This window comes from Methylobacter marinus A45, assembly GCF_000383855.1.
Lineage (GTDB): Bacteria > Pseudomonadota > Gammaproteobacteria > Methylococcales > Methylomonadaceae > Methylobacter > Methylobacter marinus.
The window spans coordinates 579,412-599,843 of record NZ_KB912877.1 but is presented as its reverse complement, the minus strand read 5'-3'; the positions used below and the strand labels follow the sequence as shown (position 1 = coordinate 599,843).

Here is a 20,432-nt window from a genome sequence, read left to right as displayed (position 1 = left end):
ACGCCATGCTTTTATGGCAACTGGCCCGAAAACGGCAGTCATGGCTGCTTCTGTTTATATTTGGTCTTAGTATGCTGGCGATTGCCTAAAGAACGCGCATAAAATAACTTCCTCAAGTGCGCGGACGAATTTCCGGTGTAGGTGCGAATTCATTCGCACCTACAATTCCCTGATTTATTCCATGCCCATTACTAAGGCTTTTTACCTGGGCGAAATGCCGGCCAGGCTGGCGTGCCAATTAATCCTGACGGGCCGCCCCGAAACGGGACCATCTTTAGCTTTTCCTTATACATCTCTATCGAGCTACCTGCTGCTCTGGGGAACGCTTGCCGTTATAGGCGAACCGATATCGCTGAGATGAAAAAGTGCATCCGCCGCTATCTTTATAAAACCCGGACAAGTTTCTAATCCCCAGCTTCAGTTCAATCCTCGGCAGAGTCATTACTGGTAAAGGCATTGTGCGTTTTATTATCAAACCGGTACTCACCGGCTTTTTTCTTCAATCTCCATAAATGACGCAAAAAAAGACTATCGCATAAAGCGGTTGGAAAATATATTTTAGAAAATAATAAAATGCTAATATACTATGAAAAAGAGAGCCGGGTCTGTTGCCAGGCAATCTTGGGGCTTTTAACCTCGCTTTCAACACTAATCGGCGAATCGGTTAAGGATTGATAAAGTCCCGTATTCTGCTTTAATGGTTAATTTAGGGGAGCCTCAATGGCAAACTCAGCCAAGATAAATCGGATTCTGCCGCATCCCGGATTGCTGCGATGGGAAATCGGCATTGCGTTATTGATCAAAATCATTTTGTTGACGGGGCTTTGGTTCCTGATTTTTCGCTGGGAAGGCCAACCGGCGCCGGCAAAACCCGATATTGCGCAGCACTTTGCGTTGCCCGCCAAACACGCGGCAATCACCTCCGGTCTTTCATCTCAATCTTATAAGGAGTCCAGCCATGTTCGGTGAAGATGTTGTCATGCTGTCGAGAATGCAATTCGGTCTGACGGCGCTTTACCACTTTCTGTTCGTGCCGCTAACCCTGGGCATGACATTTATCCTCGGTATTATGGAATCGGTCTATGTCATGACCGGTCGCGAGGTCTACAAGGACATGACCAAATTCTGGGGCAAGCTGTTCGGCATCAACTTTGCCATGGGCGTGACCACCGGTTTGACGCTGGAATTCCAATTCGGCACCAATTGGGCCTATTATTCGCATTACGTTGGTGATATTTTCGGTCCGCTGCTGGCAAGTGAAGGGTGGATGGCGTTTTTCCTGGAATCAACGTTCGTAGGGCTGTTTTTTTTCGGCTGGGACAAACTCACCAAGGTGCAGCATTTGGTCGTGACCTGGCTGCTGGCGGTAGGCACCAGCCTGTCGGCGTTATGGATTCTGATCGCCAACGGCTGGATGCAGCACCCCGTGGGGGCTGAATTCAATTATGAAACCCTGCGCATGGAAATGACCAGTTTTGCCGATGTGTTTTTCAATCCGGTCGCCCAGGTCAAGTTTGTTCACACCGTCGCCGCGGGCTATGTGACCGGCTCGATGTTCGTGTTGGGCATCAGCTCCTGGTACTTATTGAACAAGCGCGATATCGGCTTTGCCCGCCGGTCGTTTTCGATCGCGTCAGCGTTCGGACTGGCTTCGGTCCTGTCGGTGATCGTGCTCGGCGACGAAAGCGGCTATACCTCCGGCGAAACGCAAAAGATCAAGCTGGCGGCAATCGAAGCGGAGTGGGAAACCACGCCGGCGCCAGCCAGTTTTACGGTATTCGGTTTTCCCGATCAGGATAATGAAAAAACCGATTTCGCGATCAAAGTGCCTTATCTGCTGGGGTTGATAGCGACCCGTTCAGTCGATGAAGATGTGAAAGGCTTGAAAGATTTGCGTAATGAGAGCGCCGAACGCATCAAGCGCGGCATGGTGGCTTACGCCGAGCTGCAAAAACTGCGCAGCGGCGACAGCAGCGAGCAGACCCGCCAGCGCTTTGATGCGTATAAAAATGACCTGGGCTATGGATTGCTGCTGAAGAAATATACCGACCGAGTCGTGGATGCCGATGCGGAGATGATTCAAAAAGCGGCCAATGACACGATTCCGAAGGTGGCGTTGCTGTTTTGGTCGTTCCGCATCATGGTGGCCTGCGGATTTACCATGCTGTTTATTTTTGCCATCGCCTTTTACCACTGCGCCGTGCGCAATGCCGACCAGAAACCCTGGTTGATGCGGATGGCGGTTTGGGGCATCCCATTGCCCTGGATCGCCGCGGAAACGGGCTGGTTTGTCGCTGAATACGGCCGTCAGCCATGGACCATTTCCGGCATTTTGCCGACCCATATGAGCGTTTCCAGTCTCAGTAGCGAGCAGCTCTGGTTCAGCATAGGCGGCTTCGCGTTGTTTTACACGGTGCTATTGGTTATCGAGCTATACCTGATGTTCAAGTATGTGCGCCTGGGCCCCAGCAGTCTTCATACCGGACGGTATTACCATGAACTGCAAGCCGGCCAGGCCCACTAGTACGACAAGCTTCAATCATTCAATAAGGGTCACATTATGTTCGATTATGAAACCATCCGCCTGATCTGGTGGCTGTTTATCGGTGTCGTCGCCATCGCCTTTGCGCTGACCGAAGGCTTCGATTTCGGCGTTTGTACGTTACTGCCGCTGCTGGGCAAGAGCGATGTCGAGCGCCGCGTTATCATTAATACGGTAGGCGCCACCTGGGAAGGCAATCAGGTTTGGCTGGTGCTGCTGGGCGGGGCTATCTTCGCGATCTGGCCCGCCGTGTATGCGACGCTGTTCTCGGGGCTGTATGTTGCGATGCTGCTGGTATTGTTTTCCTTGTTCTTCAGGCCGGCAGGCTTTGATTATCGCGGCAAAATCGAGAATCCGGTCTGGCGCAACGCCTGGGATTGGGGGCTGTTTATCGGCGGAACGCTGCCGCCGGTGCTGTTGGGCGTTTTGATCGGCAATTTGCTGCTGGGTCTGCCGTTCCACCTCGATCAGGATTTGCGCGCTTTTTACGACGGCTCGTTCTGGGACTTGTTAAGTCCGTTCGCCTTGCTATGCGGAGTGGTCGGCTTGCTGGCCACGACATTTCATGGCGCGCTGTTTCTGAAATGGCGCACGGAAGGTGTCATCCATAACCGTGCCAGAACGGCCGTGGCCGTGCTCGGCCCATTGCTGCTGGTCAGCCTGGCAATGGCGATGTCATGGATGTTGACGGCAGTCGACCGTCCTGAAATTACGCACATGGCGGGCACGTCCGCGGCTTCAAATCCGCTCAACAAGACCGTTGTCGCGGCCGGCGCCGGCTGGCTGAGTCATTTTCTTGCCGAACCCTGGATGCTGCTGGCGCCCATGCTGGGGTTTGCTGGACTGGTCCTGGCCTGGCTGCTGGGCAAAGGGCGATCCACGGCCGGAGCTTTTCTGATGAGCAGCCTCGGCATCGCCGGCGTATTGTTGACGGTGGGGTTTGGACTGTTCCCGTTTCTGCTGATTTCTACCACGGATCCGCGTTCCAGCCTGACCTTATGGGATGCCAGCGCCAGCCATGCCACATTATTGCTGGGGTTCTGGATTACCGTGGTGTTTTTGCCGATTGTGCTGCTTTATACGCGTTGGGTTTACAAGGTGATTTGGGGCAGCGTCACTGAAGCCGGCGTGCTGAAAGATTCACACACACTTTATTAATTGGGAGATACAAATGTGGTACTTCACCTGGATACTGGGCGTCGGTTTCGCGGCCACTTTCGCCATCATTAATGCCATGTGGCTGGAATCGAACTGCGATATCGATAACCAGGGTATTGATCCGACTTGCGACACGCCGCATAAAAACGATGCGTAACCGAATATAAAGGGCCGGACCTGGCCCTTTTTTTATGTCCGAAACCAGAAAACGGCCAATGGCTTCCAAGGAACTTCTCGGGTCGGGCGTAAGTCATTTTGTCATGGATTAGAGACAACGGTTTGACGACGGTTATTGCTAAATCCTGATTAACCCATGGCAGGAGACCAACATGAAGCAGCGGGAAGTCTACGTGCATAAATTGCAAACACAGCTGGATGAATGGAATGCCGCGATTGATCAGCTGAAAGTCAGGGCGGATCAGGCCGAAGCCGATGTCAAAGCTGAATATGACAAGCACATTGATGAGTTACGGCAAAAGCAGCAGAGCGCATGGAGCAAGCTGGAGGAGCTCCGGCAGGCCGGCGATGAAGCCTGGGAAAATTTAAAGGCTGATGTCGAAGCCGCTTCGAATAGTCTGGGCGAATCGGTAAATCTGGCGACGACCAGGTTTAAATAAGGAGCGGTGGCCGGAATTTATCATCGAATTCTTGATTCGGGAGGAGAACATGCCTTACAAGCGTTTAAGTGATTTGCCGGACAATGTCAGGAATCATTTGCCCACGCATGGCCAGGAGATCTATCTGGCGGCCTATAACAATGCTTGGGACGAGTATAAGGATCCCGAGGACCGTTACGGTGATGATGACCGGGAGACCGTTGCCCATAAAGTGGCTTGGGCGGCCGTCAAAAACAAATACGAAAAGCGCGGCGATGAGTGGGTCGAAAAAGAGGATTAGCCTCGTCAAAACCTATACGCAAACAACAATCGCTTCAAACGACACATCAATTCAGTTTTCTCTTTTTTGCCTTTTACCGCCGGACCTCATCAAAATCAGGCATTGACAGGCACTTTCATTTTTTCTGATTGCCCGGCACAGTAAACCATAAAAAATCTCACCGGCATCCTATCGGTTATATAATGCCGAGCTGGCTAACCGCAACCGCGTTGGCATCTTAGGAACGTGAATTTTATAATTCCCGCAAATGACTTGTCTTTCCGTCCCTCTTCGGCGTTGCGCAAACAGTTACATGGCTTGCCATGCGCCTGTTTGCGCGCCTTGAATATGAACAGAAATCCTGCCTCATTTGCGGGTCTTATTTCATTCCCGTTCCTTAGATTCCGGAGCGGCTCAGTCGGCTCGCGTTCCCTGCGAATATTTCTTTAATCGATCAACAGGATCAAATGGGCATTATAAGAAAACTGGCATCCCAAACCGCAATCTATGGCTTGAGCAGTATTTTCGGGCGCTTTCTCAACTATTTGCTGGTGCCGCTGTACACCTATTATTTTTCGGCGGCGGAATATGGTGTGGTGTCGGAGTTTTACGCCTATGCGGGATTTTTTTCCGTGCTGTTGCTGTTCGGGTTCGAAACAGGCTTTTTTCGTTTCCGCGACAAGGAATCGCCCGGCCGCGATGTGGCTTATTCAACGGCGCTGATTTTTGTCGTCCTGGTCAATCTGGGCTTTTTTCTGCTGATTCGGTGGCTCAATGCTCCGCTGTCGGCGGCACTGCATTATGCCGATCATCCGGAGTACGTGCTGTGGTTTGCGACTATACTGACGCTGGATGCGATGACGGCTATTCCGTTCGCCCGATTGCGGGCCGAGAACAAGGCGCTGCGTTTCGCCAGCATCAAGGTGATCGAGATCATGATAACGATCTTGCTAAGCCTGTTTTTCATCGTTTATTGCCCCAAGGCGCTCGAACAGAATCCCGAATCCTGGATAGGGCGGGTTTACGATCCGGCTGTCGGCATAGGATATATCTTCATTGCCAATTTACTGGCCAGCCTGTTTAAGTTTTTACTGTTGACGCCGCAGCTGAAAGGACTGGCCTGGGGCTTCGATTGGCAATTGTTTAAGCGCATGCTGCGCTATTCGCTGCCGATGGTCGTGATTGGCTTCGCCGGTATTGTCAATGAAATGCTTGATCGCGCCCTGCTCAAATACCTGCTGCCCTATGACGAAGTCACTAATTTGAAAATGCTCGGCATTTACAGCGCCTGCTACAAGCTCTCTGTTCTGATGTCATTGTTCATTCAGGCTTTCCGTTATGCTGCCGAACCGTTTTTCTTCGCCTATGCGGACAATAAGGATGCGCGCAAGGTCTATGCCGATGTGCTCAAGTTTTTTGTGATTTTCTGCGTGTTCATTTTTCTGATGGTGACGCTGTTTATCGATTTCTTTAAATATTTTATCGGCGAGGAGTTTCGCGCCGGGCTCGATGTCGTGCCGATTCTGTTGCTGGCCAATCTGTGCCTGGGCATTTATGTCAATCTGTCGATCTGGTACAAGTTGACTGATCGCACCGTGATGGGGGCTTTTGTCTCGTTTGCCGGCGCGGCCTTGACGGTCGTGCTTAACGTCTGGTGGATTCCGACTCTGGGTTATGTGGGGTCGGCATGGGCGACTCTGGCCTGTTATGGCATGATGGTCGTTATCTCTTATCTGTTGGGCAGGAAATATTATCCGGTGGCTTATGATGTCAAGCGCGTGATCGGCTATGCCGGCCTCGGCATTGCCCTGTATCTGGCGCATGACCGGTTGCCGGTCAATGCCGGTCAGCCGGCATGGCTGTCCGGCATAGGATTGATGCTGGTTTATATTTTAAGCGTCGTGCTTTTTGAAGGGCGCCGGATAGCGGTCAGGCCTGCTTGAAATAGAACCTCCGACCAAAAGCGGTGTCGTAAATTGTAAACGGCTGGTTTGCGGTTTGTTGGCAAGAAGGGGATGGCATGGCTTATCGTGGAATTCGGAATTACGGACTTTTGGCGTTATTGGCCGGCTGTTTGCTGGCCGGCTGCAGCACGTATAAAGAACGAGTATCGCCTGTGCTCTTGCCATCGGCTTCCGTCGGCCATATCAATATCAGAGGCGCCAGGATTGCGGCAACCTCCTATGTCGATGAAAAAAAGGCTAAATCGGTATTCGGGTATGACGTCAGAGGGATGGGCTTGCTGCCCGTCCGTCTGGTCATCGATAACCAAAGCAGGGAAGAAGTCAATTTACAACCGCAGCAAACTTTTCTGATCGATAATCTGGGCCAGGCATGGCCGTTGTTGACGATCGATCAGGCCTACCGGCGGGTTAGCGAGGATGTAGAGTTTGGCGAAACCTTGAAGGGTACTATAAGACCGTCGGTCTTGATGGGCGCGGCCGGCGCGCTGGCAGGACTGGCAATCGGCATCATTAGCGGCAGCAATATCGGCGATACGACCGGCAAGGGCGCCATGGCAGGAGCCGCGGCCGGCGCGTTGTACGGCGGAGCCACTACGCATGACGAATACGGCCAGCAAATTCTCAATGATCTGGCACGCTATTCCCTGCGGACCGAACGCGTATCGCCCGGCGAGCTGGCCTACGGTTATTTGTTTTTTCCGGGCCGCGATGAAGCCCGGTCGGCCAAGGCATTGCGCCTGGGCGTCATGTTCGGAAAGGACATGCAAGTCGTGACCATTCCGTTGTTTGAACAATAAACACTTCGCTGCAACATGCGTTTCTGCTAATGGCTCGTGTGTTTTCCATCGGTGCCGGTCTTATTTATTGGCCCGATGATCGATAATGTCGGTAACGACGGAGGGGTCGGCCAGCGTTGACGTATCGCCCAGGCTGCTGATGTCGTTAGAGGCCACTTTGCGTAAAATGCGGCGCATGATCTTGCCCGAACGCGTTTTCGGCAGTCCCGGCGCCCATTGAATCACATCAGGATGGGCAATGGCGCCGATTTCCTGTCTGACCAATTCGATCAGTTCCTGTCTGAGTTCTTCCGTTGGTTCCACGCCGACATTTAACGTCACATAAGCATAAATGCCCTGGCCCTTGATATCGTGCGGATAACCGACCACGGCCGCTTCGGCGACGTCTTCGTGCAGCACCAGCGCGCTTTCGATTTCCGCCGTGCCCATCCGGTGACCGGAGACATTGATGACGTCGTCGACGCGGCCGGTAATCCAGTAATAGCCGTCCTGGTCGCGGCGAGCGCCGTCGCCGGCAAAGTAATAGCCGGGATAATTTTTAAAATAGGTATCGATAAAACGTTGATGATCGCCGTAAATCGTCCGGGCCTGGCCGGGCCATGAGCGGCTGATGACCAGAATGCCTTCGGAGACGCCTTCCTGCAGGCGGCCTTCATTATCCAGAATCTCGGGCTTGACGCCGAAAAACGGCAAAGTGGCGGAGCCCGGTTTTAGTGCGATGGCGCCGGGCAGGGGTGTGATCATGATGCCCCCGGTTTCGGTTTGCCACCAGGTATCCATGATTGGGCACCGGCCATTGCCGACCACGTGATAGAACCATTCCCAGGCTTCCGGATTGATCGGTTCGCCGACGCTGCCGAGAATTCTGAGGCTGCCGCGGTCGGTGCGTGTGACAAAATCGTCGCCCTGCGCCATCAGGGCGCGGATAGCGGTCGGCGCGGTATAGAAGATACTGACCTGATGCTTGTCGACGACGCGCCAGAAGCGGTCGGCTTCCGGATACGTCGGCACGCCTTCGAACAGCAGCGTCGTGGCGCCATTGCATAAAGGGCCGTATATGCTGTAGGAGTGGCCGGTTACCCAGCCTATGTCGGCCGTGCACCAGTAAATATCGCCGTCCTGGTAATCGAAAACATATTTGTGGGTCATGGCCGCATACAGCAGGTAACCGCCGGTCGTATGCAGAACGCCTTTAGGCTTGCCGGTGGAGCCTGAGGTGTACAGGATGAACAGCGGATCTTCCGCGTCCATGGATTCGGCCGGGCATTCGGGTGACGCCTCGGCCATGGCTTCGTGATACCAGAGGTCGCGGTGTTCATGCCAGTCTATGGCGGCGCCGGTATTCTTGATGACGATGACTTTTTTAAGCCCGGGGCAATGCGCGGCTGCGTTATCGACATTGACTTTCAGAGGTGTGGCCTTGCCGCCGCGGTTGCCTTCGTCGGCGCAGACCAGGTATTGGCAATCCGCATCGAGTATGCGGTCTCGCAACGCATCGGCGGAAAAACCGCCGAACACGATCGAATGCACGGCGCCGATGCGCGTACAAGCCAGCATGACGGTGGCCGCCTCGGCGATCATGGGTAGATAAATGCAGATGCGGTCACCTTTCTTGACGCCTTGCGCTTTTAAAACATTGGCAAATTTACAGACCTGCTCATGAAGCTCGCGGTAAGTGATTTTTTTATCCTGAGCCGGATCGTCGCCTTCCCAGATAATGGCTGTCTGATCTCCGCGCGTCGGCAGGTGGCGGTCCAGGCAGTTGACGCTGACGTTGAGCTTTCCACCTTCGAACCAGCGTATATAGCCTTTAAGATAATTGCATTCCATGACCTTATCCCAGCGCTGATTCCAGTCCAGAAACAGCTCTGCCTGCTCGGCCCAGAAGGCTTCGGGGTCATCAATAGAGCGTTGATAAAGCGTTTTGTACGTTTCGGCGGAGATATGGGCGCGAGCGGCGATTTCCGGTTTTATGTCGTAAATTTTAACGTCTGTCATGTTTTAATCCTTATCCGGCAAACGAGTGGCGACTGGTGTGTGGGGAATGAAGTACCTTAATTAATTCATCGGCTGATTGCACGTAATTTCTCCAGAGGGGTTGGGTCCCAATGCGCTATGGCCCAGTCAAGAAGTTCGATGGCTTCGACGCCCTTAAGCTCGTCCGGGGGCTGTTGCTTTAGTAAAGTCAACAGCTCAAAAATCAGTTTGTGCGGAGCCTTTAAATCAACTGCTTGAGCCAGGGTTTGCTTGCTGAGTTTATAGCCCTGGGTATCGATAATGATCGGTACATGCATGTATTGAAGGGAGGGCAGTCCCAACTGCTGTTGCAGATAGATTTGCTTGGGCGTCGAGTCGAGCAGATCAAAGCCGCGTACGATGTGATTGATGTATTGCCTGCAATCGTCAATCACGACAGCAAACTGGTAGGCGATAATGCCGTCTTTTCTTTTCAGGATGAAATCGCCATGCTGATCGGCCAGGTTTTGCGAGATCAGGCCTTGCAACTCATCCTGAAACGAAATGATGCGATTGTCGGTTTTGATGCGCAAGGAATGCGGTGTGCGCGGCGGAGGCATTTTATCCCGGCAGATGCCGGGATAAATATCGGGCCGCGTCTGGGCCGGATTGGCTTCGGCCAGCGTTTTTCGGCTGCAGGTGCAGGCGTAAACAAGCCGGTTTTCCATCAGCTCATGGAGCGTATCTTTGTAAACGTCGAGGTGCTGGCTTTGATAGTAAACGGTGTCATCCCAATGCAGGCCGAAAATCTCCAGCGTTTTCAGGATATGGTCTATCGAACCCTGGGCATTTCGCGGCGTGTCGAGATCGTCGATGCGCAACAGCCATTTTCCCTGTTGCGAGCGGGCTTGAAGAAAACCGGCCAGGGCCGTATATAGAGATCCAAAATGAAGGGGGCCGGTAGGTGAAGGCGCAAACCGGCCGATATAGGGTTGTTTGTCCTGAGACAGGCTCACCCCATCTGTTTTTCCCGAATTTCGTCCAGGGTTTTGCAGTCTATGCACAGGGTAGCCGTCGGCCTGGCTTCCAAGCGGCGTACGCCGATTTCGATGCCGCACGATTCGCAATAACCGTAATCACCTGATTCAATATCTTTCAGGGATTCATCAATTTTCTTGATCAGTTTCCGTTCGCGGTCGCGGGTTCTTAATTCCAGACTGAATTCCGACTCCTGGGTGGCCCGGTCATTAGGATCAGGGAAATTAGCTGCATCGTCTTGCATGTGATGTACGGTACGATCCACTTCCTGCATTAATTCAGCTTTCCAGTTTCTTAGAATGGTCTCAAAATGTTTTAATTGAGCCTCATTCATGTACTCCTCGCCTTCTTTTTCTTTGTAAGGCGTAAAACTGAAAGGTGATGCATCAGTTTTAGAACTATCGGTCATCCGTTAACTCCTAAAGACAAGATAAATAAAAAACTGCGCATTTTTAGCAGAATCATAATAAGATGGCAAGGATTATCAGCAATATTAAACATTTTAACGGGTGGTTAAGATTATGGGCAAAAGGCTGGCAGCGCGGATTCAGACTATTTCTCCGTTTTATGTCATGGAATTGTTGCGGCGCGCCAGGCAAATGGAAGGCGAAGGCAGGGATATCATTCATATGGAAATTGGCGAACCCGATTTTACTACGCCGCGGACTATCATTGAAGCTGCTGTCAAACACATTCAGACCGGGGAGATTAAGTATACGCCGGCAGCGGGCCTGCCTGAATTACGCGAAAGAATAGCCGATTTTTACCGGCTGCGTTACGGGGTATCCGTAGCGCCAGAGCGAATTTTTATCACGCCCGGCGCTTCCGGTGCTTTTCTACTGGCGCTGGGCACCAGTTTGAATCCGGGCGAAGAACTGCTGATGGCTGATCCTTGTTATCCCTGTAACCGTAATTTCGTCAAGGTGTTTGAGGGCAAAACCCGAGCCGTGCCCGTGGATTCGACCACCCGTTATCAGCTAACCGCTGAATTGATAAGAGAGAACTGGACGGAAGCGACCAAGGGCGCGTTGATTGCCTCGCCATCCAATCCAACCGGCACGGTTATCGACCCGGCGGTATTGAACTCAGCCATTCAAACCGTTGGTCAGCTGGGCGGGTGTTTTTACTCCGATGAAATTTATCATGGCCTGGTTTATGGCAGCAGAGCGCCGACGGCTCTGGTATTCAACGATGATGTGTTCGTCATCAACAGTTTTTCCAAATACTTTGGTATGACCGGCTGGCGGGTCGGGTGGATGGTTGTACCTGATGAGTTTGTTGAAGCCACGGAGAAACTGGCGCAGAATATTTTTATTTCCACTCCCACGCATTCTCAATATGCCGCACTGGCCGCTTTTGACGAACGTACGCTTGACGAACTTGAACTCAGGCGGGCGGAGTTTGCCGCCCGGCGCGATTTTCTTTACGACACGCTATTGCAAATAGGTTTTGATATCCCGAGCAAGCCGGAAGGGGCTTTTTATGTGTATGCCAATTGTGCGAAATTTACCGATGACAGCTATCAATTCGCGCTGGATTTTCTGGAGGCCGAAGGCGTGGCAGTCACACCGGGCAAGGATTTTGGCGAATATGAATCAAATCATTACATTCGTTTTGCTTATACGACTTCCATAGATAGAATGGCTATCGCCATGCAGCGTTTAGAAAGATTTATCAATAAAGGTTAACAATGTCAGTCAAACAAATTTCAGCGACAGAATTGAACAATAAAATTCAAAATGAAGAGGCTTTATTTTTGCTGGATGTCAGAGAGCCGAATGAATTTCAATATGCCCGTATCGATAAGAGCGTGTTAATACCGCTCAATCAAATTCCTCAAAGAATCGGTGAGTTAGACCCGCAGCAAAATATTGTTGTGATTTGCCATCACGGTGTGCGCAGTCAGCAGGCCGCAAATTATCTGGTCCATTGCGGCTTTGAAAAAATTTCCAATTTGACAGGCGGTATCGATGCCTGGTCCCGCGAGTGCGACAGCTCGGTGCCTCGCTATTAACGGTCCTGTAGCAATAGACTGAACGGTTCGACGACCACTGGCGCGCCGGCTTCCACGCCCGTGCAGTCGGCTGGTAATACGATATAGCAGTTGGCCCGGCTGATTGATCCGAGCAGATGCGAGCCCTGTTTGCCCGATGAGCTTACAAACAATTCCCCGTTGTCGTTTTGCGTCAGTATGCCGCGCTGGAACTCCTGCCTGCCTGGCGTTTTTTTCAACGGACTGGTGCAGATAGCCGTTAACCGCAAAGGTTTTGCAACAGGTTCGCCGGTCAACTGTTGAAGTGCCGGCTTGACTAGCTGGTCAAAGGTCGCGATGACGGAGACCGGGTTGCCGGGCAGGCCGAATACATAACAGTGGCCGATTGTACCGAATATCAGCGGTTTTCCGGGCTTCATGGCAATTTTCCAGAAATTGACCTGGCCGCGGCTTGTCAATATATCTTTGATGAAATCGGCTTCGCCTACCGAAGCGCCGCCTGTGGTAATGATGACATCGTGGTTTTCGGCGGCCTCGATCAGGCTGTTTTCCAGCTTGTCACGGTCATCGGCTATCACGCCTTTATCCGTTATGCCATAGCCCGGACCGCTCAACAAGCCATTCAGTATATAGCGGTTGCTGTCATATATTTTGCCGGGTTTCAGCGTCTGTCCTATGGCCGCCAGTTCATCGCCGGTAGAAAAGAAAACAATGTTTAAGCGCCGCCTGACGGTAATCTCATGAATACCGGCGGAGGCCAGCAATCCCAGATCCGCGGCAGTCAGTTTTTTGGGGGGCGAAATCAGGCAGGCACCTTGCTGCATGTCTTCGCCGATTTCACGGACATGCCGATAAGGACGTACATGTGCCGGAAAATGAACGGTTTGTCCGTCGGCTTGCACGTGCTCTTGCATAATGACAGTATCAGCTCGCTCCGGCAATATCGCGCCGGTGAAGATCCGGATGCATTGGCCCGGTTGCATCTTTCCCTGGAATGGTCTTCCGGCCCAGGATGTGCCCGCCAGATTCAGAGAAAAAGCCTGATCCGGCACGATATCCCTGGCGGCCAGGGCGTAGCCATCCATGGCAGCGTTTCGATCATGCGGTATATTGACCGGAGAATATACCGGTTGCGCCAGCACGCGGCCCAAGGCACTTTTCAACGCCACTATTTCAGTGCCGGCGACAGGCAGCAGGGCGGCTTTAATTCTGGCCTGGGCTTCCTCGAGCGAGAGGACAGAGGTTGCGTCTTCGCTGCAGGGGTCAATCATGGGGTTTTCCTCATGACTTGGTTCAGGATAAACTCGGCAATCATTTCAGGCTGGTTGATATCGAGCCGGGCCAGATGCGGCGGCGTCTCCAGGGCGCAATCCGAGGCTATGGCGATGATGTGCGGATCATCGGGATAAAGCAGCGGTTTGTTGAGCGCGGGGCGGTGCAATTCAATTTTGGGAAAGGCTTCGGCCTTAAAGCCCTCAACCAGAATGAGATCCAGTCCGGACTGATCAAATATTTTCAGCTGATCATCGAGCCGTGGTTCTTGCTCGGGCGTGATTTCGGTAATGATGGCGCGTCGGGACTTTGATATCAGCATGACCGGCGAAGCGCCGGCTGCCCGCAAGCGGAAGCTGTCCTTGCCCGGTTTGTCTATTTCAAAATTATGATGGCTGTGTTTGATTAAACCTATGCGCAGGCCATGCAATTTAAGGATCGGGATCAATTGCGCCAGTAACGTTGTTTTGCCGGTGCCGCTAAAAGCGGCGAAACCTAGAATTGGAATTTTGGCATTCTGCATGAAATCAAATAGTCAGGCTGTTATCGTGAGAAGGCCTATTCTAAGGTATTATTCATTTAACCACTAAGAAATAGCGGTTTGATAACGGATATAAATCCCGGAGATAACATTGATTCGAATTTATCTGGTTTTATTGCTGATCATTATTTCATTTTTTGTCCTGCGTAAGTTTTTAAAAACGCCGCCCGCCCAAGTAGCCCGTTACATTAAGCTTTCCGCTCTCGGCGTTATCGGCATGTTCTTGCTTTATTTAGGCGCGACCGGTCGTTTAACCTGGCTTTTTGCGTTGTTAGGCGTCGCCATTGCCTTCATGTTCAGGTTGATGCCGGTGCTGCTGCATTATGCCCCTCAACTGCACAGGCTATGGGCCGAGTTTAATGCCGCCAGGCAAGGCACATCGCAACGCCAGCGGCCTTCAAGCGCTCCCGGGAGAATGTCGATTGAGGAGGCCTATGAAGTGCTGGGCCTGAAAATGGGGGCCTCCAAGCAGGAAATCATCGCCGCTCACCGCAAATTGATGCAGAAACTGCACCCCGATCGGGGCGGTTCCGATTACCTGGCGGCGAAAATAAACCAGGCAAAAAAGATTTTGCTGGCCCGATAACGCATGCATTCCCGTCGTACCCGGCCGATTCATATCGTAAAACTGATGCTGGTGTCTTTATTGAGCGCCTGTTCGGAATATGAAAATTTTGCGCCGGTTAAATCCCATGGTATCGATTCTTCTGAAAACCAGACCAAGTCCGCGGCAAGCAAGGCCGAGGCGAAAGCTAAGGTAAAATCCATCCCCGCCGGCACAAATTACTATGTGGTACAAAAGGGCGATACGCTGTATTCGATCGGCTTGCGTTCCGGCCATGGCTATCAGCGTCTGGCGCGCTGGAATTACTTGGTGCCGCCCTATACCATACTGGTTGGCCAAAAACTAAAGCTATTCAATTCCGATCAGGTAGATAAGGTGCCGGTTGAAAAGGTGTCGAATAAGAAACCTGTCAAAAAAACAGGACGTAGTTCACAAAAAAAGCCTATTTTTTCAAACGATAAGAAAATAGTGTTAAAGTTGAACTGGCAGTGGCCGATTGAGGGAAGGATCATAAGGAACTTTACTCAGTCGGGTAACAAAGGAATTGATATCAATGGAAAAACAGGACAGAAAGTCAGTGCTGCCGAAGCTGGAAAAGTTGTGTATAGCGGAAAGGGCCTGATTGGCTATGGTAATCTACTGATTATCAAGCACAATGAAATGTACTTAAGTGCTTATGCCAATAATAGCCGTTTGCTGGTTTCGGAAGGACAAGCCATAAAAAAAGGCCAGGCTATCGCCTATGTCGGAAAAACCGGAGCCGAGCAAGCTTCGCTGCATTTTGAAATAAGAAAAAATGGAAAATCCGTAAATCCATTAAATTATTTACCAAAAAAATAATGGTACTTCGGCTTAGGTCGACTAGCCAAAAAGGGGGGTATATGCAGGAAGAAATGTGTGATGTATTGGACGACGAAATCTGTATAGCATTTGAAGACGAGCTGGAGGCAGATCCAGTGCTTGACGAGGTCATGGGGAATGAAGAATCCATTTCCATGGAGGCTCATAATGATAATAGTTTCGATGCGACGCGATTCTATTTGAATGAACTGGGTAAATCGCAATTACTGACCGCGGATCAAGAAAAATACTATGGAAAGAAAGCGTTGCGGGGGGATGAACAAGCTCGCAATATCATGATCGAAAGCAATTTGCGCCTTGTGGTCAAAATCTCCCGTCGCTATCTGAATAGAGGTTTGCCGTTACTGGACTTGATAGAGGAAGGTAATCTGGGGCTAATCCGAGCCGTTGAGAAATTTGATCCTGACAGAGGCTTCAGATTCTCAACATACGCCACCTGGTGGATCCGGCAGACCATCGAGCGGGCCATCATGAATCAGACTCGCACGATCCGCTTGCCGATTCATATCGTTAAGGAAATGAATGTTTACCTCAAGGCACAGCATCATTTGACTCAGGTGATGGATCATGAACCGAGAGCCGAGGATATTGCCGAGCACCTCGACAAGCCGGTCAGTCTGGTTAAAAAAATGCTCAAACTCAATGAGCGGGTGACTTCGGTGGACATGCCCTACGGTAAGGATTTCGATAAACCTTTGGTGGAATCGATTTCAGATGCCGAAAGCCTGTCGCCGACCGAAAAATTACAGGAAGACGGCATCAAGCAGAATATTGCCCATTGGGTGTTCCAACTGCCCGAAAAGCAGCGTGAGGTGATCTGTCGCCGGTACGGCCTTTGCGGCTATGAAAACGCAACTCTTGAGCAGGTCGCTCAAGAGCTGGGCGTGACACGGGAGCGGGTCAGACAAATTCAAATGGATTCCTTGAAAAGGCTGAAAGAAATCCTGGAATTAAACGGCTATTCTTTCGAAGCGATTTTTTAATCAGCTGAATGCTTTTTGCGATGGCCAGTCCCGGTAATTAAAGACTTGACCTTGTTGCCGGACGGTCTCGCAGGCATTGAGAGAAATATCAGCCATGACCCATTGGGGTTTGTTGAGTTTACCGATGGCCAGAATGCCATTATCAGGGAAACCACGGTCCACGGGAGTATAAACTGCCGCCGCGCCGATATTGACATCGACCGCCTCGGACCAGGGCGCCTCGCCTACTGTCGGGGATTGCACGACATAGCACTGATTTTCCAGGGCTCTTGCCTGGCAGCCGATTTTGACTCGATGGTAGCCGGCAAGCGTGTCCGTGCAGCTGGGCACCAGTATCAGATTGGCTCCGGCTTCGACCTGTTTGCGCGCCAGCATCGGAAATTCGCTGTCATAACAGACATTGATCGCGATTTTTCCGTATTCGGTATCGAAACACTTTAGCTCTTCGCCGCTATTGATCAACCATTGCTCGTTTTCGAAGCGAGTCATCATCAATTTGTCCTGGTAATCGAACCGGCCGTCGGGCATGAACAGATAAGCCCGGTTGCGATAAGCGCCGGATTCGATTCTCACCGGAAAAGTACCGGACTGGATATAGCAGCCATGCTTTTGGGCCAATGTCCGAAACAGGCCGATATAATCGTCCAGCAAGGATTGCATGGATGCCAATTGCTTGTTGAGCGATGAGTAGATCTCCTTTGAAAACAGCGATGCCAGTTCCATGCTGCCATACTCGGGGAAGAGCAGAATCTTCGCGCCTTGCCCGGCGGCTTCGGCCACCCAGCGCTCAATCTTGGCTTGATAATTCCGCCAGTTCTCCAGAAAACTGATGTCGTATTGGGCGGTAGCGATCTTAACTTTCATGTTTCAGCCAGAATGTCATCGGTTTAGGGGTTTCTTCGACGTCGTCCAGATCCTTCCAGCTGTAGGTCGTCGTTAATTCTGGATGTTTGACATAGCCGCGTTTGTTCCAGAATTTATCAAGCGGCACATGATCGGCCGGACGGCGAGGATGGTCGGCCGGCCGTTCCACGCAGCAAAAACAGATATGCTTGAAGCCGCCGAGTTCCCGTGCATGCGCCTCCCTTTCCTCGAAAAAGCGCACGCCGATGCCGAGGCCGCGATAATTCTTGTTCAGCACTGATTCACTGCAATAGAACACTTCGTCCAGATTGTAGCCATGCTCGATAAACGGTTTTTTAAGTTCATCCGTTTCGTATTTCATCGGAATCGCGGTAGATGCACCGACCACTTTATCGCCGTCAAATGCGATCACGATGACGCTCTCCGGGCAGTTGATATAAGTCTGCAGGTACTTTTCTTCATATTCGTAAGTACCGTCATACAAATAGGGGAAATCCCGAAACACTTCAATTCTTAACCGGGCCAGTTCGGGAATATAGCGTTCCAGGGCTTTGCCGCTACATCTTTCAATGCGAATGTTTTTAGACATGGAAATATAAACGTGGATAAAAAATCAATATTTTAGCCGAACTCATGTCAGTATGCGTAGTTTATAGAGTAAAAATATAGCCATGGCCGCGCCAGTGGTATCGGCGATCCAGTCCACGATGTCCGACGTTCGACCTTTGACAAAAGACTGATGCCACTCGTCGTGTAGGCCGTACAAACTGCAGAAGGCAACTACCAGAACAGCCAGTATAATAGGGTGCCCGACCCAGTGTCTGAGGCTGCGCCATGCCAGCAGGGACATGACGAAATAGGCGACGGCATGATGGAGCTTATCCTGATGGGCAAACCACTGGGGCGTGTGCAGAGAGGGGCGATCGGACAGCCAGTAAATAAGCAGGCAATACGCTACCAACAAAGTGAAATCTAAAATTTTAATCATTCTTTCGCTGCCATTTAATGAGAAACATATTTGAGTTTGCCGAAGCATGCTTGCATCGGACCAATATTGACGAAAAGTTAATGCTTACGCATGAAGCCTGGCAATTATTACAAGCAGGACGATTAAGTGTCAGCCCGGACCGGCCGGTGTTGCCTATAGCCAATGTAAAATTTCCGGAACGGCCGCGTTTGCTGGCGCCACGCAATATGCCACAACGAAAATTGACTAATGCCGATGGCATTATGGCTTTTTTTCATGCCATCGCGCATGTCGAATTCGTCGCTATTTATCTGGCCTGGGATATGCTTTATCGTTTCCGTGGCTTGCCGGAACAATTCTATCAGGACTGGCTGCGCGTTGCCGATGAGGAGGCGCAACACTTCGCGTTGATTCGGGCTCATCTCCGGGACATGCGCATCGATTACGGCGATCTGCCGGCGCATAGCGGCCTATGGGAGCATGCCACGGATACGGCCGATAATTTACTGGCCAGACTGGCCATGGTCCCTCGCTGCATGGAAGCGCGCGGCTTGGATGTCACCCCGGCCATCATCGAAAAGTTCAATAAAATGGGGGATGACAACAGCGTGGCGATTTTAACGCGGATTCTAACTGATGAAGTGGGGCATGTGCGGTTGGGTTCTTACTGGTTCAAGTTTGTCTGCCGGCAACAGGGCTTTGAACCCGAGGCGAAATATCGGGAATTAATCGGCCAATACTATAAAGGTGGCAAACCAAAAGGCCCATTTAACCGAGAAATGCGTATAATTGCGGGTTTCTCGAATGCTGAACTGGACTGGTTGGAAAATTGATCAACATGAAATCACCTGCTATCTTCGATTATCCCCTGTTTGCCTTGGGATTTAGGGCTTTCTTCGGCTTGGCCGGTTTATCGGCGCTGCTTCTGATCGTGCTCTGGAATGCCATTTTCAAAGGCGAATTAACGCTGGATAATTATTTTGCTAACACTTATTGGCATGCGCATGAAATGCTGCTCGGTTATTCCGTCGCCGTGATTGCCGGGTTTTTATTGACGGCCGTCAGAAACTGGACAGGCCGGCCGACATCGACCGGCGACCAATTGGCCGGCTTGTGTCTGTTGTGGCTATACGGGCGCATCGTGCCGTTTTATGCCGGCCTGTTGCCGGATGCGTTAATTGCCTTGATCGATTTTTCCTTTCTGCCGGCTCTCGCGTACCAGGTCAGCAAGCCGATCTTGCAGGTCGGGCAATACAGGAACCTGATTTTTATCGGGCTTTTGCTGCTGTTGACGCTGGGTAACGGCTTGATGCATGCGGAGGTTCTTGGTCTGATGAGCGGCAGTGCATGGCTGGGTATTCAGATAGTCGTCGCGACTATCATTATCATGATTCTGGTTATTGCCGGCCGCGTTTTTCCTTTTTTCACGGAGCGCGGCTTGCCGGGAACGTTGGCTTTAAGAAATCCGGTAATGGATGCGCTGTCGATTGGGATGGCGGCGCTGGTATTCGGCTTGCAGTTGTTTAATATTTCGGGCGCGGTATTGGCATCGACAGCAGTGCTGGCCGCGGTTATCAACATTGCCAGGGTATCGGGCTGGTACGTGCGGCGCATCTGGTATGTGCCGTTATTGTGGGTGCTTTATATAGGTTATGGCTGGATTATTTTAGGCTTTGTGCTGATGGCGTTTTCCGCTTACGGGCTGGTTGCGCCGACTTTGGCCTTGCACGCCTTTACCGTCGGTGGCATCGGGGTATTGACGTTGGGTATGATGGCGCGGGTATCGCTAGGTCATACCGGCCGGGCGCTTCGCGTTTCCAATGCCATGGCGATCGGATTTGTGCTAATCAATCTGGCGGCCTTGTTCAGGGTTTTATTGCCGATAGCATTGCCGGATTGGTACGGCATCCTGGTGTACGCATCGACGCTAGCCTGGCTGGCGGCGTTTTCGCTGTTCGTATTCGTTTACGCACCGATCCTGACTACGGCCCGGATCGACGGTCAGGAAGGTTGATTAATGACACCGGCTGAACCTATTATTCAGCCGGTGAACGA

At 51.5% G+C, this 20,432-nt stretch carries 24 protein-coding genes; 16 read left to right on the top strand and 8 right to left on the bottom strand.

All coding sequences use genetic code 11. The features are described 5' to 3' along the window. The first annotated feature begins 181 nt into the window (after positions 1 to 181). The 9 genes from METMA_RS26845 (at position 182) to METMA_RS0102585 (ending at position 7,337) form a co-directional block, all read left to right on the top strand. On the top strand, positions 182 to 361 hold the full coding sequence (locus METMA_RS26845; protein WP_152565095.1) for a hypothetical protein: 180 nt from the start codon (positions 182 to 184) through the stop codon (positions 359 to 361). A gap of 359 nt (positions 362 to 720) precedes the next feature. Then, entirely contained in the window at positions 721 to 969 is a 249-nt protein-coding gene (locus METMA_RS0102620; protein ID WP_020157512.1) for a hypothetical protein, read from the top strand. Next, a complete protein-coding gene (locus METMA_RS0102615; protein WP_020157511.1) occupies positions 959 to 2,524 on the top strand; it encodes a cytochrome ubiquinol oxidase subunit I in 1,566 nt (521 codons plus the stop codon). The genes METMA_RS0102620 and METMA_RS0102615 overlap by 11 nt, the downstream gene beginning before the upstream one ends. A gap of 36 nt (positions 2,525 to 2,560) precedes the next feature. Beyond that, positions 2,561 to 3,700, top strand: coding sequence for a cytochrome d ubiquinol oxidase subunit II (gene cydB / locus METMA_RS0102610; protein WP_020157510.1), 1,140 nt, complete (start codon positions 2,561 to 2,563; stop codon positions 3,698 to 3,700). 13 nt (positions 3,701 to 3,713) lie between these two features. Then, complete coding sequence (gene cydX / locus METMA_RS26200) at positions 3,714 to 3,857, top strand: cytochrome bd-I oxidase subunit CydX (protein ID WP_020157509.1); 144 nt, start codon at positions 3,714 to 3,716, stop codon at positions 3,855 to 3,857. Between the two features lie 172 nt (positions 3,858 to 4,029). Then, complete coding sequence (locus METMA_RS0102600; RefSeq protein ID WP_020157508.1) at positions 4,030 to 4,317, top strand: sll1863 family stress response protein; 288 nt, start codon at positions 4,030 to 4,032, stop codon at positions 4,315 to 4,317. Positions 4,318 to 4,366: 49 nt separating this feature from the next. Next, positions 4,367 to 4,597 (top strand): ChaB family protein, encoded by a 231-nt coding sequence (locus METMA_RS0102595; RefSeq protein WP_020157507.1) that lies wholly within the window; start codon positions 4,367 to 4,369, stop codon positions 4,595 to 4,597. A gap of 446 nt (positions 4,598 to 5,043) precedes the next feature. Further along, the gene (locus METMA_RS0102590; RefSeq protein ID WP_020157506.1) at positions 5,044 to 6,519 is read left to right on the top strand and encodes a lipopolysaccharide biosynthesis protein; all 1,476 of its coding nucleotides are present in this window, start codon (positions 5,044 to 5,046) and stop codon (positions 6,517 to 6,519) included. Positions 6,520 to 6,596: 77 nt separating this feature from the next. After that, positions 6,597 to 7,337, top strand: a complete 741-nt coding sequence (locus tag METMA_RS0102585; RefSeq protein ID WP_020157505.1) for a hypothetical protein — start codon at positions 6,597 to 6,599, stop codon at positions 7,335 to 7,337. 60 nt (positions 7,338 to 7,397) lie between these two features. Here the strand turns inward: METMA_RS0102585 and acs are convergent, their stop codons facing one another. The 3 genes from acs to dksA form a co-directional block, all read right to left on the bottom strand. Next, on the bottom strand, positions 7,398 to 9,335 hold the full coding sequence (acs, locus tag METMA_RS0102580) for an acetate--CoA ligase (protein WP_020157504.1): 1,938 nt from the start codon (positions 9,333 to 9,335) through the stop codon (positions 7,398 to 7,400). 65 nt (positions 9,336 to 9,400) lie between these two features. Then, positions 9,401 to 10,309: a tRNA glutamyl-Q(34) synthetase GluQRS gene (gene gluQRS, locus METMA_RS0102575; protein ID WP_020157503.1), complete on the bottom strand. Its 909-nt coding sequence runs from the start codon at positions 10,307 to 10,309 to the stop codon at positions 9,401 to 9,403. Beyond that, positions 10,306 to 10,740, bottom strand: coding sequence for an RNA polymerase-binding protein DksA (gene dksA, locus METMA_RS0102570; protein ID WP_020157502.1), 435 nt, complete (start codon positions 10,738 to 10,740; stop codon positions 10,306 to 10,308). Before dksA ends, gluQRS begins: the two co-directional genes overlap by 4 nt. A gap of 112 nt (positions 10,741 to 10,852) precedes the next feature. Between dksA and METMA_RS0102565 the strand changes: the two genes are divergently transcribed. Together METMA_RS0102565 and METMA_RS0102560 are read left to right on the top strand one after the other, a co-directional pair. Next, positions 10,853 to 12,019, top strand: a complete 1,167-nt coding sequence (locus METMA_RS0102565; RefSeq protein ID WP_020157501.1) for a pyridoxal phosphate-dependent aminotransferase — start codon at positions 10,853 to 10,855, stop codon at positions 12,017 to 12,019. Between the two features lie 2 nt (positions 12,020 to 12,021). After that, entirely contained in the window at positions 12,022 to 12,345 is a 324-nt protein-coding gene (locus METMA_RS0102560) for a rhodanese-like domain-containing protein (protein ID WP_020157500.1), read from the top strand. Here METMA_RS0102560 and moeA read toward each other — a convergent pair. Continuing rightward, positions 12,342 to 13,595, bottom strand: coding sequence for a molybdopterin molybdotransferase MoeA (gene moeA, locus METMA_RS0102555; protein ID WP_020157499.1), 1,254 nt, complete (start codon positions 13,593 to 13,595; stop codon positions 12,342 to 12,344). The genes METMA_RS0102560 and moeA overlap by 4 nt on opposite strands. Beyond that, entirely contained in the window at positions 13,592 to 14,119 is a 528-nt protein-coding gene (gene mobB / locus METMA_RS0102550) for a molybdopterin-guanine dinucleotide biosynthesis protein B (protein ID WP_020157498.1), read from the bottom strand. The genes moeA and mobB overlap by 4 nt, the downstream gene beginning before the upstream one ends. Before the next feature lie 109 nt (positions 14,120 to 14,228). Between mobB and METMA_RS27685 the strand changes: the two genes are divergently transcribed. Genes METMA_RS27685 through rpoS form a run of 3 tightly spaced genes read left to right on the top strand, consistent with a single transcriptional unit; the run spans position 14,229 to position 16,546 of the window. Further along, entirely contained in the window at positions 14,229 to 14,723 is a 495-nt protein-coding gene (locus tag METMA_RS27685) for a DnaJ domain-containing protein (protein ID WP_020157497.1), read from the top strand. A 3-nt stretch (positions 14,724 to 14,726) separates the two neighbouring features. Continuing rightward, on the top strand, positions 14,727 to 15,542 hold the full coding sequence (locus tag METMA_RS0102540) for a peptidoglycan DD-metalloendopeptidase family protein (RefSeq protein WP_020157496.1): 816 nt from the start codon (positions 14,727 to 14,729) through the stop codon (positions 15,540 to 15,542). Between the two features lie 41 nt (positions 15,543 to 15,583). Then, positions 15,584 to 16,546, top strand: a complete 963-nt coding sequence (gene rpoS, locus METMA_RS0102535; RefSeq protein ID WP_020157495.1) for an RNA polymerase sigma factor RpoS — start codon at positions 15,584 to 15,586, stop codon at positions 16,544 to 16,546. Here the strand turns inward: rpoS and METMA_RS0102530 are convergent, their stop codons facing one another. From METMA_RS0102530 to METMA_RS0102520, 3 genes are read right to left on the bottom strand one after another with little or no spacing between them, the layout of a single operon-like run. Next, positions 16,547 to 17,410 carry a carbon-nitrogen hydrolase family protein gene (locus METMA_RS0102530; RefSeq protein ID WP_020157494.1) on the bottom strand — a complete coding sequence of 288 codons (864 nt, stop codon included), beginning with the start codon at positions 17,408 to 17,410 and terminating at the stop codon, positions 16,547 to 16,549. Then, positions 17,400 to 17,999 (bottom strand): GNAT family N-acetyltransferase, encoded by a 600-nt coding sequence (locus METMA_RS0102525; protein ID WP_020157493.1) that lies wholly within the window; start codon positions 17,997 to 17,999, stop codon positions 17,400 to 17,402. Before METMA_RS0102525 ends, METMA_RS0102530 begins: the two co-directional genes overlap by 11 nt. Positions 18,000 to 18,041: 42 nt before the next feature. Further along, positions 18,042 to 18,398, bottom strand: a complete 357-nt coding sequence (locus METMA_RS0102520; protein ID WP_020157492.1) for a VanZ family protein — start codon at positions 18,396 to 18,398, stop codon at positions 18,042 to 18,044. 17 nt (positions 18,399 to 18,415) lie between these two features. Here METMA_RS0102520 and METMA_RS0102515 point away from each other — a divergent pair, with 17 nt between their 5' ends. Further along, complete coding sequence (locus METMA_RS0102515) at positions 18,416 to 19,210, top strand: ferritin-like domain-containing protein (RefSeq protein ID WP_020157491.1); 795 nt, start codon at positions 18,416 to 18,418, stop codon at positions 19,208 to 19,210. Between the two features lie 5 nt (positions 19,211 to 19,215). Further along, positions 19,216 to 20,391: an NnrS family protein gene (locus METMA_RS0102510; RefSeq protein WP_027146986.1), complete on the top strand. Its 1,176-nt coding sequence runs from the start codon at positions 19,216 to 19,218 to the stop codon at positions 20,389 to 20,391. The last annotated feature ends 41 nt before the right edge of the window (positions 20,392 to 20,432 follow it).